The organism is Serratia sp. S4, from assembly GCF_000347995.1.
Lineage (GTDB): Bacteria > Pseudomonadota > Gammaproteobacteria > Enterobacterales > Enterobacteriaceae > Serratia > Serratia quinivorans.
The window spans coordinates 181,891-196,531 of the sequence record NZ_KB661120.1; the positions used below are offsets into that span (position 1 = coordinate 181,891).

The 14,641-nt window shown below is 56.0% G+C and carries 13 protein-coding genes and 4 tRNA genes; 12 read left to right on the forward strand and 5 right to left on the reverse strand.

The genetic code is table 11. The features are described 5' to 3' along the window. Window positions 1–7 precede the first annotated feature (7 nt). From wecG to SERS4_RS0101480, 6 genes are all read left to right on the forward strand, one after another. Window positions 8–748 carry a lipopolysaccharide N-acetylmannosaminouronosyltransferase gene (gene wecG, locus SERS4_RS0101455; protein ID WP_017891264.1) on the forward strand — a complete coding sequence of 247 codons (741 nt, stop codon included), beginning with the start codon at window positions 8–10 and terminating at the stop codon, window positions 746–748. 368 nt (window positions 749–1,116) lie between these two features. Beyond that, on the forward strand, window positions 1,117–2,520 hold the full coding sequence (locus tag SERS4_RS0101460; protein ID WP_017891265.1) for an amino acid permease: 1,404 nt from the start codon (window positions 1,117–1,119) through the stop codon (window positions 2,518–2,520). Between the two features lie 135 nt (window positions 2,521–2,655). Beyond that, a tRNA-Arg gene (locus tag SERS4_RS0101465) sits at window positions 2,656–2,732 on the forward strand. Window positions 2,733–2,791: 59 nt separating this feature from the next. Further along, a tRNA-His gene (locus tag SERS4_RS0101470) sits at window positions 2,792–2,867 on the forward strand. A 43-nt stretch (window positions 2,868–2,910) separates the two neighbouring features. Continuing rightward, a tRNA-Leu gene (locus SERS4_RS0101475) sits at window positions 2,911–2,997 on the forward strand. Between the two features lie 76 nt (window positions 2,998–3,073). Continuing rightward, window positions 3,074–3,150 (forward strand) — tRNA-Pro (locus SERS4_RS0101480). Window positions 3,151–3,817: 667 nt separating this feature from the next. Here the strand turns inward: SERS4_RS0101480 and hemY are convergent. Genes hemY through hemC form a run of 4 tightly spaced genes read right to left on the reverse strand, consistent with a single transcriptional unit; the run spans window position 3,818 to window position 7,844 of the window. After that, entirely contained in the window at window positions 3,818–5,014 is a 1,197-nt protein-coding gene (gene hemY, locus SERS4_RS0101490) for a protoheme IX biogenesis protein HemY (protein ID WP_012004646.1), read from the reverse strand. Window positions 5,015–5,017: 3 nt separating this feature from the next. Beyond that, window positions 5,018–6,142: a uroporphyrinogen-III C-methyltransferase gene (hemX, locus tag SERS4_RS0101495; RefSeq protein WP_017891267.1), complete on the reverse strand. Its 1,125-nt coding sequence runs from the start codon at window positions 6,140–6,142 to the stop codon at window positions 5,018–5,020. 23 nt (window positions 6,143–6,165) lie between these two features. Beyond that, entirely contained in the window at window positions 6,166–6,906 is a 741-nt protein-coding gene (gene hemD / locus SERS4_RS0101500) for a uroporphyrinogen-III synthase (protein WP_017891268.1), read from the reverse strand. Further along, entirely contained in the window at window positions 6,903–7,844 is a 942-nt protein-coding gene (hemC, locus tag SERS4_RS0101505; RefSeq protein WP_026142151.1) for a hydroxymethylbilane synthase, read from the reverse strand. The genes hemD and hemC overlap by 4 nt, the downstream gene beginning before the upstream one ends. A 316-nt stretch (window positions 7,845–8,160) precedes the next feature. Here hemC and SERS4_RS0101510 point away from each other — a divergent pair, with 316 nt between their 5' ends. Beyond that, window positions 8,161–10,713, forward strand: coding sequence for a class I adenylate cyclase (locus SERS4_RS0101510; RefSeq protein ID WP_012004650.1), 2,553 nt, complete (start codon window positions 8,161–8,163; stop codon window positions 10,711–10,713). A gap of 46 nt (window positions 10,714–10,759) precedes the next feature. Here the strand turns inward: SERS4_RS0101510 and cyaY are convergent, their stop codons facing one another. Next, complete coding sequence (gene cyaY, locus SERS4_RS0101515) at window positions 10,760–11,080, reverse strand: iron donor protein CyaY (RefSeq protein ID WP_012004651.1); 321 nt, start codon at window positions 11,078–11,080, stop codon at window positions 10,760–10,762. 78 nt (window positions 11,081–11,158) lie between these two features. Here cyaY and SERS4_RS0101520 point away from each other — a divergent pair, with 78 nt between their 5' ends. The 5 genes from SERS4_RS0101520 to yigB are packed head-to-tail and all read left to right on the forward strand — an operon-like array spanning window position 11,159 to window position 14,572. Then, entirely contained in the window at window positions 11,159–11,365 is a 207-nt protein-coding gene (locus SERS4_RS0101520) for a lipoprotein (protein WP_017891271.1), read from the forward strand. Between the two features lie 57 nt (window positions 11,366–11,422). Beyond that, entirely contained in the window at window positions 11,423–12,247 is an 825-nt protein-coding gene (dapF, locus tag SERS4_RS0101525) for a diaminopimelate epimerase (protein ID WP_017891272.1), read from the forward strand. Further along, window positions 12,244–12,948 carry a DUF484 domain-containing protein gene (locus tag SERS4_RS0101530; RefSeq protein ID WP_012004654.1) on the forward strand — a complete coding sequence of 235 codons (705 nt, stop codon included), beginning with the start codon at window positions 12,244–12,246 and terminating at the stop codon, window positions 12,946–12,948. The genes dapF and SERS4_RS0101530 overlap by 4 nt, the downstream gene beginning before the upstream one ends. Further along, the gene (gene xerC / locus SERS4_RS0101535) at window positions 12,945–13,856 is read left to right on the forward strand and encodes a tyrosine recombinase XerC (protein ID WP_012004655.1); all 912 of its coding nucleotides are present in this window, start codon (window positions 12,945–12,947) and stop codon (window positions 13,854–13,856) included. Before SERS4_RS0101530 ends, xerC begins: the two co-directional genes overlap by 4 nt. After that, a complete protein-coding gene (gene yigB / locus SERS4_RS0101540) occupies window positions 13,856–14,572 on the forward strand; it encodes a 5-amino-6-(5-phospho-D-ribitylamino)uracil phosphatase YigB (RefSeq protein WP_017891273.1) in 717 nt (238 codons plus the stop codon). The genes xerC and yigB overlap by 1 nt, the downstream gene beginning before the upstream one ends. Window positions 14,573–14,641 lie beyond the last annotated feature (69 nt).

Consider the following 14,641-nt stretch of genomic DNA (forward strand, 5'->3'; position numbering starts at 1 on the left):
TAATAAGATGGAAGCAAAAATCTCGGTTCCCAAATATGAGCTGCGTGGTTTCAGCCTGTGGGGATTTCGCGATATGGCGCAATGCATGGATTTTCTGTTTGACGGTGGCCGGGTCAAGCGCGGCACGCTGGTTGCCATGAACGCCGAAAAAATCCTGACGGCAGAGCAGGACACTGAGCTGCATGCCTTGCTGGACGAGGCGGAGTATAAGTATGCCGACGGCATCAGCATGGTGCGCTCAATCCGCCGTAAATATCCGGGTGCCGACGTGTCTCGGGTAGCGGGAGCCGATCTGTGGGAAGCGCTGATGCAGCGCGCCGGACATGAGGGAACACCGGTGTTTCTGATAGGTGGCAAACCCTCGGTACTGGCAGAAACCGAACAGAAGCTGCGCAGCCAGTGGAATGTGAATCTGGTCGGTAGCCAGGACGGTTATTTCAAGCCGGAGCAACGTGAAGCCTTGTTTGAACGTATCCGTGCCAGCGGGGCCGCGATAGTAACGGTCGCCATGGGGTCGCCAAAACAGGAGATCCTGATGCGTGACTGTCGCAAGGTGCATCCGCAAGCGCTGTATATGGGCGTAGGCGGGACCTACGACGTATTCACCGGGCACGTTAAGCGTGCGCCAAAGGTCTGGCAGAACCTCGGCCTGGAATGGCTCTACCGGCTGCTCAGCCAGCCGAGCCGTCTTGGGCGCCAACTGCGGTTGCTGAAGTTCGTGAGTTACTATTATCGCGGCAAGATGTAATCAAGGCGTTGGGGTGGATTTTTCTGCCCCGACGCAATGAGTTGTTTAATTAATCTGCTTTGTGGCCAATTATCCAGCACTCTATAACCTCAGCCGCTAAACCCCTCCATGTTTATTCCATAAAGTTTTAAATTGCGGTTTGCTTATAGCGGCAAAATGCGAAACGATACCGCCCAGAAATTATCCCCAGCTGTTGGCGCCAGATGTGGCCGCATTGAACGACGTTTTTCTCCGCCGTAAGACCGTCCTATCACAAGCTGATGTCCGCCTGAGCGGCGGGAGATGATTTGCGCTATTTTTCATTAAAACAATAACGACCGGTAACGGCCGGCATGCAGACACAATCAAAAGAATATTATCGAGGATTTATGCCACACACTGAAAAACCGCAAGGACTACACCGGGGGCTGGAAGCCCGGCATATCGAGCTGATTGCTCTGGGCGGCACCATTGGCGTTGGCCTGTTTATGGGCTCGGCCAGCACGCTGAAATGGGCGGGGCCGTCGGTATTATTGGCTTATATCATCGCCGGGCTGTTCGTGTTCTTTATTATGCGTTCGATGGGCGAGATGCTGTTCCTTGAACCGGTCGCAGGCTCCTTTGCCGTTTATGCACATAAATACATGAGTCCTTACTTTGGCTATCTGACGGCCTGGGGTTATTGGTTTATGTGGATTGCCGTCGGCATCTCGGAAATTACCGCCATTGGGGTCTACGTGCAGTTCTGGTTCCCGGAGATCCCGCAGTGGCTGCCGGCGCTGATCGCGGTGGCGATGGTAGCGCTGGCTAACGTGGCGGCGGTACGCCTGTACGGCGAGCTGGAGTTTTGGTTTGCCATGATTAAGGTGACCACCATCATCGTGATGATTCTGGTGGGGCTGGGGGTGATCCTGTTTGGCTTTGGCAATGGGGGGCAGCCTATCGGCTTTGCCAACCTGACCGAGCACGGCGGTTTCTTTGCCGGCGGCTGGAAGGGCTTCCTGTTTGCGCTGTGTATTGTCGTGGCGTCCTATCAGGGGGTTGAGCTGGTCGGTATTACCGCCGGTGAGGCCAAGAACCCGCAGGTGACGCTGAAACGCGCGATTAACAACATCCTGTGGCGCATCCTGATCTTCTACGTCGGCGCCATTTTTGTCATTGTCACCATCTTCCCATGGAACGGTATCGGCACCACCGGCAGCCCATTTGTACTGACCTTTGCCAAAATCGGCATCGTTGCCGCTGCCGGTATCATTAACTTCGTGGTGCTGACCGCTGCACTCTCTGGCTGCAATAGCGGTATGTATAGCGGGGGGCGCATGCTGTATGCGCTGGCCAAAAACCGTCAACTCCCTGCCTCACTGACCAGGCTGTCTGCCAGCGGCGTGCCGGTGAACTGTATTGCCGTGACCATCGCCTGCCTGTTGGTCGGCTCTGGTCTGAATTATCTGATCCCCAACCCGCAGGCGGTATTTGTCTATGTCTACAGTGCCAGCGTGCTGCCGGGTATGGTGCCGTGGTTTGTGGTGCTGATTAGCCAACTGTATTTCCGCCGGGCCCATAAGGAAGCGATCAAAACCCACAGCTTTAAGTCGATCATGTTCCCCTATGTGAACTATCTGACCATCGCTTTTCTGGTCTGCGTGCTGATCGGCATGGGAATTAACCCGGATACCCGCATTTCTTTGCTGGTCGGGGCAATATTCTTGGCGGCAGTCAGCCTGTGCTACTTTGTTTTCGGGATGCACAAGAAACATCATCCGGCTGAAAAACGGACAGAAACCCAGCAATAACCGGTGAAAAAGGGCTACGGATAGCCCTTTCCTGCGCGGGACTGAGCAAAGCGTAATCAAACGCGACATTTCTGCGAAAAAGCACTAGACAGGATTGGGTTAAAACCGTAGTATCCCCTCCCGCAACGGCGCTATGCGCCCGTAGCTCAGCTGGATAGAGCGCTGCCCTCCGGAGGCAGAGGTCTCAGGTTCGAATCCTGTCGGGCGCACCATTAAGTTTGTGTGCAAGAGCTGCGGTGGTAGTATTACCGCGTGAAGTTAAGAAGTAATGGTGGCTATAGCTCAGTTGGTAGAGCCCTGGATTGTGATTCCAGTTGTCGTGGGTTCGAGTCCCATTAGCCACCCCACTTCCTAAGAGAAGTGAAGAATTGTAAGCTGTTTTGTGACTGTGCGAAGGTGGCGGAATTGGTAGACGCGCTAGCTTCAGGTGTTAGTGTTCTTACGGACGTGAGGGTTCAAGTCCCTCTCTTCGCACCACACACAAAATGTCTAATAAATTTAATATTTACATAGACATAAGCGATAAAATTCGGTAGTATCTGCAACAAGAAATCGGCGAGTAGCGCAGCTTGGTAGCGCAACTGGTTTGGGACCAGTGGGTCGGAGGTTCGAATCCTCTCTCGCCGACCACATTCAGAAAAGCCCGTTCAGCAATGAACGGGCTTTTCGCTTTCTGCCATTCGGCAAATCTCGGTATCTTCCTGCTGTCCTTGCTTTGGGTTTCTGGAGGCGTGTTGGCTTTCAGCGACATCGGCATGGCGCATTGTCGCCAGGTTGAGACATATAACATTATGATTTAATAAGATAAAAATCACTTTGGCTTAAGTCGTCGTTATAAGGCGACATATCTGCTGGGGCCAGGAGGAGAGTGGGATTATATCCAATGAGAGGCGATAAATTTAATATGACGATTAAATCTATTTAAATTCAAAGTGTTAGTTTTTTTCCTTCAAGCTAAACGGCACTTTTCCCAAAGTTGGCACGCCAAGTGCAATATCTATTTCGTAGATGCTCATTCCACCTCTTATGTTTGCCTTAGGCTTCATAAACCCTGGGAATGACGCAGAGCCGATTTAAGGTGCCTATTGCCCACCAGAACGATGTCAGCGTTGCTTGCAGCCGCAGACATCACACTCCGGGCATAACGTTGAGTGAGGCACCGCCCCTGTTGTTCTAGACCTGATTGCTTTTTTATACACTTGCCACCGCGGCAAGTGTTTTTTTTTGCCTGAATATAAGCAACAGGCGAAAAAAAAGCGCGGCAACCATGCCGCGCTTTGATCTCTCGATAATGCCGTTATGACTCGCCGTTCTGCTTCAGGGTCAACATCAGACCTTCGCGACGCATTTGGGCCGCTTCGTCCGAGCGGTGCAGCTTATCCAGCACGTCCGCCAACCAGGCGTAGTCGTAGGCATCCGGGCGCTGTTTCAGTGCTTCCCGGAATGCATCGGCAGCCTGTTGCCATTCGCCGTGTTTCATCAACAGTTGACCCAGCGTGCTGTTGAGCAGCGGTGTGGCACCGTGTTGCTTCACCTGCTGACGCAGCGCTTTCTCCAACTGCTGCGGATTGCCGGACTTCAGGCGCGGGATCAACAACACCAGACGCTCATCGTACTGACGCTTCAGGCTGTCGAGCACGATTTCCTGCGCCAATTCATGGTCATTGCATTCGATCAGGTGATCCACCATCGCGATTTGCAGCGGAACCTCATGGCGAGTTTTGCGGCTCTGATCTTTCCACCAGCGTTTCAGACCCTCGCTGCCTTCATCTGCCATGGCCTGATTCATCAAGCCAATATAGGCCTGCTGCTGCAGGGCCTGCAGCTCAGCGTCGGTATGCAGGTTGATCTTGCTCATCGACGGCAGGATCTCCAGCAACGAGGCAAAAGCGCCGGTGCGCAGATAAGCCAGCTCGGCCAGACGCAACACTTCCGGGTGACGCGGCGCCTGGTTCAGCAGGCGATCGACACCGTGACGTGCGGCATGGTTTTCGCCCTGCGCCAGTTGGATACGCACGCGAGTGATATCTACCGGCAACTGGTCGGTGTCGGCGGCTTCGGCGGCGCGTTCCAGGTATTGGTTAGTGCGGAAATCGTCACCGCGTTGCTGCGCGGCCTCGGCGGCCAGCAGGTAGTTCACCACCGGCTGTTCGGCGTGATCGGCGTTGCGCGTCAGCAATTTTTCGACCTGCTTGTAATCGCCCTCGGCCAGTTTGATCAGCGCGGCCTTGGTCTGCTTGCGCGCACGGCTGCGTTTACGCCCCAGGAACCAGCCGCGGGTATGAGCACCGGTGCGGAAGATGCGGCGCAGGATCCATTCGATCACCAGCAGCACGACAAACAGCAGGACGCCCATGATCACCAGGCCGGTGACGCTGGTTTCGATATTGTAGTTATCGGTCTGAATCAGCACATAGCCCTGATGGCCGGCCAACATCGGCCCGACGACCACGCTGGCGATCAGCACCAGGAACAGAAATAGCACGCGTAACATGGCTTATCCCTCCTGATGAGCGGCAGGGGACTGGGTCATCAGATTACGCACCCGGGTCTGCATCAGTTTTTCCAGCAGTGGCTGGCTTTTCAACTGGTCCGGCACGTCCATGGTGATTGACTGCTGGCTCAGGGCATCCAACTCTTCCAGGAAAGCTTTCGTGGCCGGGTCGGTGGTATCAAAGTAGGCGCGGATCCAGGTCGAGATGGTTTCCAGCGACTGTTTATACACTTCGTTCTGGTGGCGTGGGATCGCCTGAGCGGCAACCAGCAGGCGCGAACGGATATTCTCGCGCAGGTAAATGTCCTGGTTCGGCGCCAGCAAAGGTTCTGCACTGCTATCACGGCGGCGAACGGTAATAAAGTCGGCCATAAAGTTGTGCCAGCTTTTGGTCAGGTTTTGTCGCCACTCGCTGATCGAACTCGACAGCTCACCGCTGTCCTGATCCATCGGCGCTTCGTCACTGTCGTTATCCGCCAGGCGAAGGTTATCAACCTGATTGGATAACTGATTGGTCTTGAGGATGATACCGTCGAAATCCACCTGGGTCAGGGTGGACAGCGTGCTGACGTCTTCGGTGATCGCCCGACGAACCTCGAGCAGGCTCGGATCGTTCATGTCTGCCAGGCTGGCATCGGCACTTTTCAGCAGGGCGGCGGCGGTAGTCACGTCCTGATCGCTCCACAGTTTACGGCCGGCCATTTTCACCAGGAAGTCGGCCTGCGCCAGTAACCAGGTTTTGGCGTCGCTGCCGGAGATGATGGCGACTTTTTCTTGCAGTTCACTCAGTTGTCGCGTCAGGGTCGCTTGCTCGCGGTCGGCGGCATCCAGCGTTTTTCCCTGTTGCTGCAACAGGCCTTCCAGCGCGTTTTTTTCCTGCTGTTGGCTCTGTTTCAGCGCTTCGAGCTGCTGCTGCAAGTTTTGATTGGCGGTGATCAACTGCTGTGCCTGTCGATGTGTGTGGTAATAGCCACCCGCGCCAAGGGCAATAACCAGTACGATGGCGATCGCGCCCAAAACCGGGCCGGTATTTTTACCTTTACGCTGGTTAGCGTCTGGTGGCTTGGGGCTATCAGCCACTGGGGTTGGCTCTTCAACCGGGGCGGAGGGGGTATTTTGTTCCGTCATAGTGGCACATCCCATAGTCAGGTTTATTGTAGCGCGCGGATCAGCGCGTCATTATCGGCGTTATCAGCTACCCGAATTGTGCTCCAGCCCAATTCCTGGGCGAGGGTAGCCAGGCGTTCACTCACTACGACCAGGCGGCAACGCAACAGCCACGATGAACGGTAGTAATCAGGAACTAAAGTATAGAGCTGTTGTAACATTTCACCGCTGGTGACTACCAGCGTATCAACACCGGCACGTTGCCAGTGGGCGCTTTGCTCGCTGCCATCATAGTGCACCGGGCTGCGTTGATAACATTCATAATAGCTGACGGCGGCGCCGCGCTCACTCAGGCTGTTGCCGAGCAGCTCACGCCCGCCGTTGCCGCGCAGGATCAATGCCTGCTTACCGTCCAGATTCTGCAACGCCGGCAACAGGAGCAGCGTTTCGCTGATTTCCTGCTCGCGCGGATATTCCACCGGCAGGCTGCTGATACGGTGCATCGCCAGTGCGGTGTTACGGCCGATAGCATAATAAGCCAACCTGGCCGGCCATGGCAGCCCAACGCGCCCCATCACCGAGTTGGCGTAGCTGACTGAATGTTGCGACAGGATAAACACCAAATCGCCATCATTGAGTTGCAGCAACGCCTGCGGCAGTTTGGGCAGATCGCCGCCAGGGGCGAAATCGATCAGCGGGGCATGATAGGCAACCCGGCCGAGCGCACGCAGTCGGCTTACCAATTGCTCTCCCGAAGGAGAAGGGCGGGTTACCAGAATCGTCATGCCGGAGGATTTCCCTGATAAACATCCTGTAGAATTTCGCGAGCGCCCTGCGCCAGCAACTCTTCCGCCAGCTCAATGCCCATTTGTTCCGCCAGCGCTGCCGGGCCGCGACGTTCGCCGCGCACCATCTGACTGCCGTCCGGGGAGCCTACCAATGCACGCAGCCACAGGCTGTCGCCATCGAGTTCGGCATAGCTGCCGATCGGCACCTGACAACCGCCTTCCAACCGGGTATTCATCGCACGTTCGGCACGAACGCGGGTTTCGGTGACGGAATGGTTGAGTGGGGCCAGTAGCGCACGGGTGGTTTCATCGTCGAGGCGGCACTCAATGCCCACCGCACCCTGACCGACCGCCGGCAAGCACTCTTCCGGGCTAAGCGGGCTGCGGATGCGCTGTTCCAGACCCAGGCGCTTGAGCCCGGCGACCGCCAGAATAATGGCGTCGTAATCACCGTTGTCCAGTTTTGACAAGCGGGTGCCAACGTTGCCGCGCAGATCGCGCACGATCAGGTCCGGACGACGTTCACGTAACTGGCACTGGCGGCGCAGGCTGGAGGTGCCAACCACGCTGCCCTGCGGCAGTTGATCGAGCGAGGTGAAACGATTGGATACAAATGCGTCGCGTGGATCGTCGCGCTCGCAAATGGTCACCAAACCCAGGCCGGCGGGGAAATCTACCGGGACGTCTTTCATCGAATGGACGGCGATATCGGCACGGCCATCGAGTAACGCCAGCTCAAGTTCCTTAACAAACAGCCCTTTACCACCAACCTTCGCCAGTGGCGTATCCAGAATAATGTCGCCCTTAGTGACCATTGGCACCAGTTCAACCTGCAGGCCAGGGTGGTTGGCCATCAGGCGCTGCTGCACATAATGTGCCTGCCAGAGAGCGAGTGGGCTTTGTCGGGTGGCAATTCGAATAATTTTGTCTAACATGCTTGTTACCGTTTTTATAATTCGCCGTTCATCCTACCACTGAGTGTGAAAACTGTCAGTGCAAGAAGCCGCAGGCGAAGAAAGGACAACGGAATCAACGGGACGTGTGATGTGTTTTGGGGCAGTTAACACTGCGGGTAAATCGTTTGGAGTGGCGCTACAATAATAGTGAAGCGTTACTTCCTTTACGGTCAATCAGCAAGGTGTTAGATTGATCACGTTTCCAGCAATAAGTTGCCAAATATTCTTCCAACACTAACGGCGCTTATGGAATACGGGTTTTTTTCTAAATACCGGGATAATCAGGCGAGACGTCTTGTACCTCTACATCGAGACATTGAAGCAGAGACTGGATGCGATCAATCAATTAAGAATCGATCGCGCCCTAGCGGCCATGAAGCCCGCGTTCCAACGGGTATACAGTCTGCTGCCTACCTTATTGCACCACCACCACCCACTGATGCCAGGTTATCTGAACGGTAACGTTCCCCATGGCGTTTGCATCTACACGCCTGATGAAACCCAGCAAGAATACCTCAACGATTTAGAAGACAAATGGGGCAGCCCGTTTGACAAGCCTGCCAGTGGTGAACTGCCGATTACCGGGGTTTACTCGATGGGCAGCACATCGTCGATCGGCCAGAGTTGCAGCTCGGATCTCGATATCTGGGTGTGCCACCAGTCCTGGCTGGATAACGAAGAGCGTAACCGCCTGCAGCAGAAATGCAGCCTGTTGGAAAAATGGGCGGCGTCGATGGGGGTGGAAGTCAGCTTCTTCCTGATCGATGAAAACCGGTTCCGCCATAACGAAAGCGGCAGCCTGGGCGGTGAAGACTGCGGTTCTACCCAACATATCCTGCTGCTGGACGAATTTTACCGTACCGCGGTGCGCCTGGCCGGCAAACGTATTTTGTGGAACATGGTGCCGGGCGACGAAGAATCACATTACGATGAGTATGTGTTGTCGCTGTACTCGCAAGGCGCGCTAACGCCGAACGAATGGCTGGATCTTGGTGGTTTGGGTACGCTGTCGGCGGAAGAATATTTCGGTGCCAGCCTGTGGCAGTTGTACAAAAGCATCGACTCGCCATACAAGGCGGTGCTGAAGACCCTGTTGCTGGAAGCGTACTCCTGGGAATATCCGAATACTCAATTGCTGGCGATGGACATCAAACAGCGCCTGCATCAGGGTGAAATCGTCTGCTTTGGTCTTGACGCCTACTGTATGATGCTCGAACGCGTCACGCATTATCTGAACGCCATCAACGATACCACCCGCCTCGATCTGGTCCGCCGCTGTTTCTACCTTAAAGTCTGTGAAAAACTGTCGCGTGCCAACGCATGCGTCGGCTGGCGCCGTGAGATCCTCAGCCAGTTGGTCAGCGAATGGGGCTGGGACGAAGAGCGTCTGGCTATCCTGGATAATCGCGCCAACTGGAAAATCGCCCGGGTGCGGGAAGCGCACAACGAACTGTTGGATGCGATGATGCAAAGCTACCGCAACCTGATCCGCTTCGCCCGTCGCAACAACCTCAGCGTCAGTGCCAGCCCGCAGGATATCGGCGTGCTGACCCGCAAGCTGTACGCCGCGTTTGAAGCGCTGCCCGGCAAGGTGACGCTGGTGAACCCGCAGATTTCGCCGGACCTGTCAGAAGACGACTTAACCTTTATTCACGTGCCGATTGGCCGCGCCAACCGCACCGGCTGGTATCTGTACAACCAGGCACCGGCCATGGACTCGATTGTCAGCCATCAACCGCTGGAATATAACCGTTACCTGAACAAGCTGGTGGCCTGGGCTTATTTCAACGGCCTGCTGACGCCGAAGACCCGTTTGCATATCAAGAGCGGCAACCTGTGTGATACCGCCAAACTGCAGGAGTTGGTGGCCGATGTGTCGCACCACTTCCCGCTGCGGCTGGCGGCACCGACGCCAAAAGCGCTGTACAGCCCATGTGAAATTCGCCATTTGGCGATTATCGTCAATCTGGAAAACGATCCGACCGCCGCCTTCCGCAATCAGGTGGTGCATTTCGATTTCCGCAAGCTCGATGTGTTCAGCTTCGGCCAGCAGCAACAGTGCCTGGTGGGCAGTATCGATCTGCTGTACCGCAACTCCTGGAACGAAGTGCGTACTCTGCATTTCAGCGGTGAGCAATCGGTGTTGGAAGCCTTGAAAACCATTCTCGGCAAAATGCATCAGGACGCCGCTCCACCGGAATCGGTAGAGGTGTTCTGCTACAGCCAGCATCTACGCGGTTTGATCCGTACCCGTATTCAGCAGTTGGTGTCAGAGTGCATTGAACTGCGCTTGTCCAGCACCCGACTGGAACCGGGCCGCTTTAAGGCGGTGCGGGTTGCCGGTCAGACCTGGGGCCTGTTCTTCGAGCGGCTGAGCGTGTCGGTGCAAAAGCTGGAAAACGCGGTGGAATTCTACGGGGCGATTTCCAACAACAAATTGCATGGCCTGTCGATCAAAGTGGAAACCGATCAGGTACATTTGCCGCCGGTGGTGGATGGCTTCGCCAGTGAGGGGATCATTCAGTTCTTCTTTGAGGACACGTCGGACGACAAAGGCTTTAACATCTATATTCTGGATGAGTCGAACCGCGTTGAGGTTTATCACCATTGTGAAGGCAGTAAAGAGGAGCTGGTGCGTGATGTCAGCCGCTTCTACTCTTCCTCGCACGATCGCTTCACCTACGGCTCCAGCTTCATCAACTTCAATTTGCCGCAGTTCTACCAGATAGTGCAGCTTGATGGCCGCACTCAGGTGATCCCGTTCCGCAGTAACGTGTTGTCCAGTCTGTGTGTTCCGCTGACTGACGGCGCGGCCCAGCCGCTGAAACAGCAGTTCCAGCTGCACTGATATCGCAGGGGTTCAGTTAACTGAACCCCGGTGAGTGCGGCTATTTTCAGGCAAATTTCACTTCTTCGCCGGCCTGTGCGCTGGCGGCTTCGCTTAGCAACGGATAGAACGCACGATCGCTGCGATCGCAGAGCCACACGCCATCACGGTAGTTAAAGTGATAGCCGCCGGTCTTGGTTGCCAGCCAAACCTGATGCAGTGGCTCCTGGCGATTGATGACAATTTTGGTGCCATTTTCGAAGCTTAACGTCATTACGCCACCGTTGGTTTCGTAATCGATATCCGCATCGCCGTCAAAATCGTCCAGTGTCTCTTCAATATTAAGCATCAGTTGGTCAGCCAACTGGTGAAACTCACTGTCGTTCATATTCAATTCCTATTGCTTTTCATGATCCACCTGCGATTATAGAGACCTTGGACGCATGAATTACAGGCATTAATGCAAATGAAAAAACAACTACGCTATGCGCTGATGGCAGTTCTGCTTGCCGGGCTCTCCGGCTGTGGTCTGAAAGGCCCGCTGTACTTCCCTCCAGCCGATCCGGCCAGCACTAAGAAACCGGCCACTCAGGTTCAGACTGGCGAACAGGTACAGAAAAATCAGCAGGAACTTTCCAGCTCTCAGCAAAAACCGTCGATGAGCGCTCAGTAACACCCTATTTGCGGCGGCACAGGCCACCGCAAACCAAGACGGATAGCGGAGTATGATATGCAGTTCTCCAAAATGCACGGTCTGGGCAACGACTTTATGGTGGTCGATGCCGTTACACAGAATGTCTATTTTTCACCCGAGCTGATCCGCCGTTTGGCCGATCGGCACCTGGGCGTTGGCTTTGACCAGCTGCTGGTGGTAGAACCGCCTTACGATCCGGAACTGGATTTCCACTACCGCATTTTTAACGCCGACGGCAGTGAAGTGGCGCAGTGCGGCAACGGCGCTCGCTGTTTTGCCCGCTTTGTGCGGCTGAAAGGGCTGACCAACAAGCGCGATATTCGCGTGAGCACCCAGACCGGACGTATGGTGCTGAGCGTCACCGATGACGATTTGGTGTGCGTGAACATGGGCGAGCCGAACTTCGATCCACAGACGGTGCCCTTTCGCGCGACCAAAGAAGAAAAGACTTACATCATGCGCGCGGCGGAACATACGGTGCTGTGCGGCGTGGTGTCGATGGGCAACCCGCATTGTGTTTTACAGGTGGATGAGGTAAAAACCGCCAAGGTGGAATTGCTCGGGCCGGTGTTGGAGGGGCATGAACGCTTCCCTGAACGGGCCAACATTGGTTTTATGCAAATTGTCAGCCGTGAGCACATCAAATTGCGCGTGTATGAGCGCGGTGCCGGCGAAACCCAGGCCTGTGGAAGCGGCGCCTGTGCGGCAGTGGCAGTGGGGATCCAACAGGAATTGCTGTCAGAAGAGGTGCATGTAGAACTGCCGGGCGGCAGCCTGCATATTCGCTGGAAAGGACCGGGCAGCCCGCTGTTTATGACCGGCCCGGCAACCCATGTATATGACGGATTTATTCATCTATGAAGAGTGTTGAGGACCAGGCTGTCGCAGGCATTGAGCTTGACGACGACACCGTGATGCAGTTTCTGCTGCAAAACCCGGACTTCTTTATCCGCAATGCGCGGTTGGTGGAACAGATGCGCGTTCCCCATCCCGTTCGCGGTACCGTGTCGCTGGTCGAGTGGCATCTGGCCCGCCAGCGCAACCATATCAACCGGCTGGAAGAAGAAATCACCCTGCTGATGGAGCAGGCCAGCGCCAACGAAACGCTGTTTGCCAGCCTGCTGCATTTACAGGCCAATCTGGCCACCGCCGACAGCCTGCAGGATATGCTCAATCGCCTGCAGCGTTGGGCGCGCGGTTTCGGTTTGGCCGGTGCCAATATCCGCCTGTTTTCTGAAAGCTGGAAAATCGGTGCGCCTTCCGATTTCACCCACCTTGCCCTTACGCGTTCTTCGTTTGAACCGCTGCGCATTCAGCGCCTGGGTGACCAACAGCATTTCCTCGGCAGCCTCAATGGCCCTGAGCTGCTGCTTTTGCTGCCGCAGGCCAAGCTGGTCGGCTCGGTAGCGCTGTCGATGTTGGGTGAAGACGGCGAGCTGGGCATGGTGATTTTCAGCAGCCGCGATACACAACACTACCAGCAGGGCATGGGCACCGTGATGCTCAATCAACTGGCGCGTATGCTGCCGGAACTGCTGGAACGCTGGGTCGAACGCGCATGATCCCGCTGGCGGCCAGCCTGCAACAGCCGGTGGACGCTTTTTTGCGCTATCTGAAGGTCGAGCGCCAGCTCAGCCCGCTCACCCAACTGAGTTATTCGCGTCAACTGCAGGCGCTGATGGCGTTGGCGCAGGAAATTGGCGTCACGGAGTGGCCGTTGCTGGACGCCGCCAAAGTCCGTCAGCTTGCGGCGCGCAGTAAACGTGCCGGATTACAGTCTTCCAGCCTCGCGCTGCGCCTGTCGGCGTTGCGCAGTTTTCTCGACTGGCAGGTCAGCCAGGGTATGCTGATTGCCAACCCGGCCAAAGGGATCCGAACGCCACGCAGCGGCCGTCATCTGCCGAAAAATATCGACGTCGATGAAATGAATCAGCTGCTGAATATCGATCTTAACGATCCTTTGGCGGTGCGCGATCGCGCCATGCTTGAAGTCATGTACGGTGCCGGGCTGCGTCTTTCGGAACTGGTGGGGCTGGACTGTCGCCATGTCGATCTGGCCGCCGGTGAAATCTGGGTGTTGGGTAAGGGCAGCAAGGAACGCAAGCTGCCGGTGGGCCGCACTGCGGTGACCTGGCTTGAACACTGGCTGGCGATGCGCGATCTGTTCGGACCGTCAGACGACGCGATGTTCCTGTCTAATCAGGGCAAGCGCATCTCGACCCGCAACGTGCAAAAGCGTTTTGCCGAGTGGGGCGTCAAACAGGGCGTTAACAGCCATATCCATCCGCACAAGCTGCGCCACTCGTTTGCCACCCATATGCTGGAGTCGAGCGGCGATCTGCGTGCGGTGCAGGAACTACTCGGTCACGCCAATCTGACCACCACCCAAATCTACACCCACCTCGACTTTCAACATCTGGCGAACGTGTACGATGCTGCGCATCCACGCGCCAAACGGGGGAAATCCTGATGCATTTTTATCGTCCGTTGCGACCGCTGGCGGCGCTGACTTTTGATCTGGACGACACGCTGTACGACAATCGGCCGGTGATCAAACAGACCGAGCTGCAATCGGTGGCGTTTTTGCAGAATTACCATCCCGGGCTAAACCACTTCCAGTCGGCAGATTTTCATCGCCTGCGCCAGGAGCTGCGTGAACAGGATCCGGAGATTTACCACGATGTCACCCAGTGGCGCTGGCGCGCTATCCATTTGGCGCTGAGCCGTCAGGGGCTGCGCGATGCCGAAGCCGCCGACGGCGCCGATGCGGCGATGCAGAACTTTGCGCTGTGGCGTAGCCGCATCGAGGTACCGGACGCGACCCATACCACCCTGAAAGCGCTGGGCGAACGTTTCCCGCTGGTGGCGATCACCAACGGCAATGCCGATCCGGCACTGTGCGGGCTGGATGGTTACTTCCAGTTTGTGCTGCGTTCCGGGCCGGATGGTCGCGCCAAGCCCTATCAGGACATGTATCAACTGGCCGCCGAGCGGTTGGGAGTGGCTCCGGAACGCATTCTTCACGTGGGTGATGATTTGACCACCGACGTCGCCGGAGCATTGCGTTCCGGTCTGCAGGCCTGTTGGATCAACGACCGCCAGCGCAGCCTGATGCAGGCCGCCGACAGCCGGTTGCTGCCACATATTGAGATTTCGCAGTTGGCATCGCTGACAGCATTGTTATAATCCCTGCCAGAACTCTGTATAAATTCCCAGTGGAATCGCGTCTCTGACGCGCTTTCCCTTACCAATTAA

Excerpts from the sequence above, each read along its gene's own strand:
- wecG (WP_017891264.1), top strand. The coding sequence starts at position 8 with ATGGAAGCAAAAATCTCGGTTCCCAAATATGAGCTGCGTGGTTTCAGC.
- SERS4_RS0101460 (WP_017891265.1), top strand. The coding sequence starts at position 1,117 with ATGCCACACACTGAAAAACCGCAAGGACTACACCGGGGGCTGGAAGCC.
- hemY (WP_012004646.1), bottom strand. The coding sequence starts at position 5,014 with ATGTTACGCGTGCTATTTCTGTTCCTGGTGCTGATCGCCAGCGTGGTC.
- hemX (WP_017891267.1), bottom strand. The coding sequence starts at position 6,142 with ATGACGGAACAAAATACCCCCTCCGCCCCGGTTGAAGAGCCAACCCCA.
- hemD (WP_017891268.1), bottom strand. The coding sequence starts at position 6,906 with ATGACGATTCTGGTAACCCGCCCTTCTCCTTCGGGAGAGCAATTGGTA.
- hemC (WP_026142151.1), bottom strand. The coding sequence starts at position 7,844 with ATGTTAGACAAAATTATTCGAATTGCCACCCGACAAAGCCCACTCGCT.
- cyaY (WP_012004651.1), bottom strand. The coding sequence starts at position 11,080 with ATGAACGACAGTGAGTTTCACCAGTTGGCTGACCAACTGATGCTTAAT.
- SERS4_RS0101520 (WP_017891271.1), top strand. The coding sequence starts at position 11,159 with ATGAAAAAACAACTACGCTATGCGCTGATGGCAGTTCTGCTTGCCGGG.
- dapF (WP_017891272.1), top strand. The coding sequence starts at position 11,423 with ATGCAGTTCTCCAAAATGCACGGTCTGGGCAACGACTTTATGGTGGTC.
- SERS4_RS0101530 (WP_012004654.1), top strand. The coding sequence starts at position 12,244 with ATGAAGAGTGTTGAGGACCAGGCTGTCGCAGGCATTGAGCTTGACGAC.
- xerC (WP_012004655.1), top strand. The coding sequence starts at position 12,945 with ATGATCCCGCTGGCGGCCAGCCTGCAACAGCCGGTGGACGCTTTTTTG.
- yigB (WP_017891273.1), top strand. The coding sequence starts at position 13,856 with ATGCATTTTTATCGTCCGTTGCGACCGCTGGCGGCGCTGACTTTTGAT.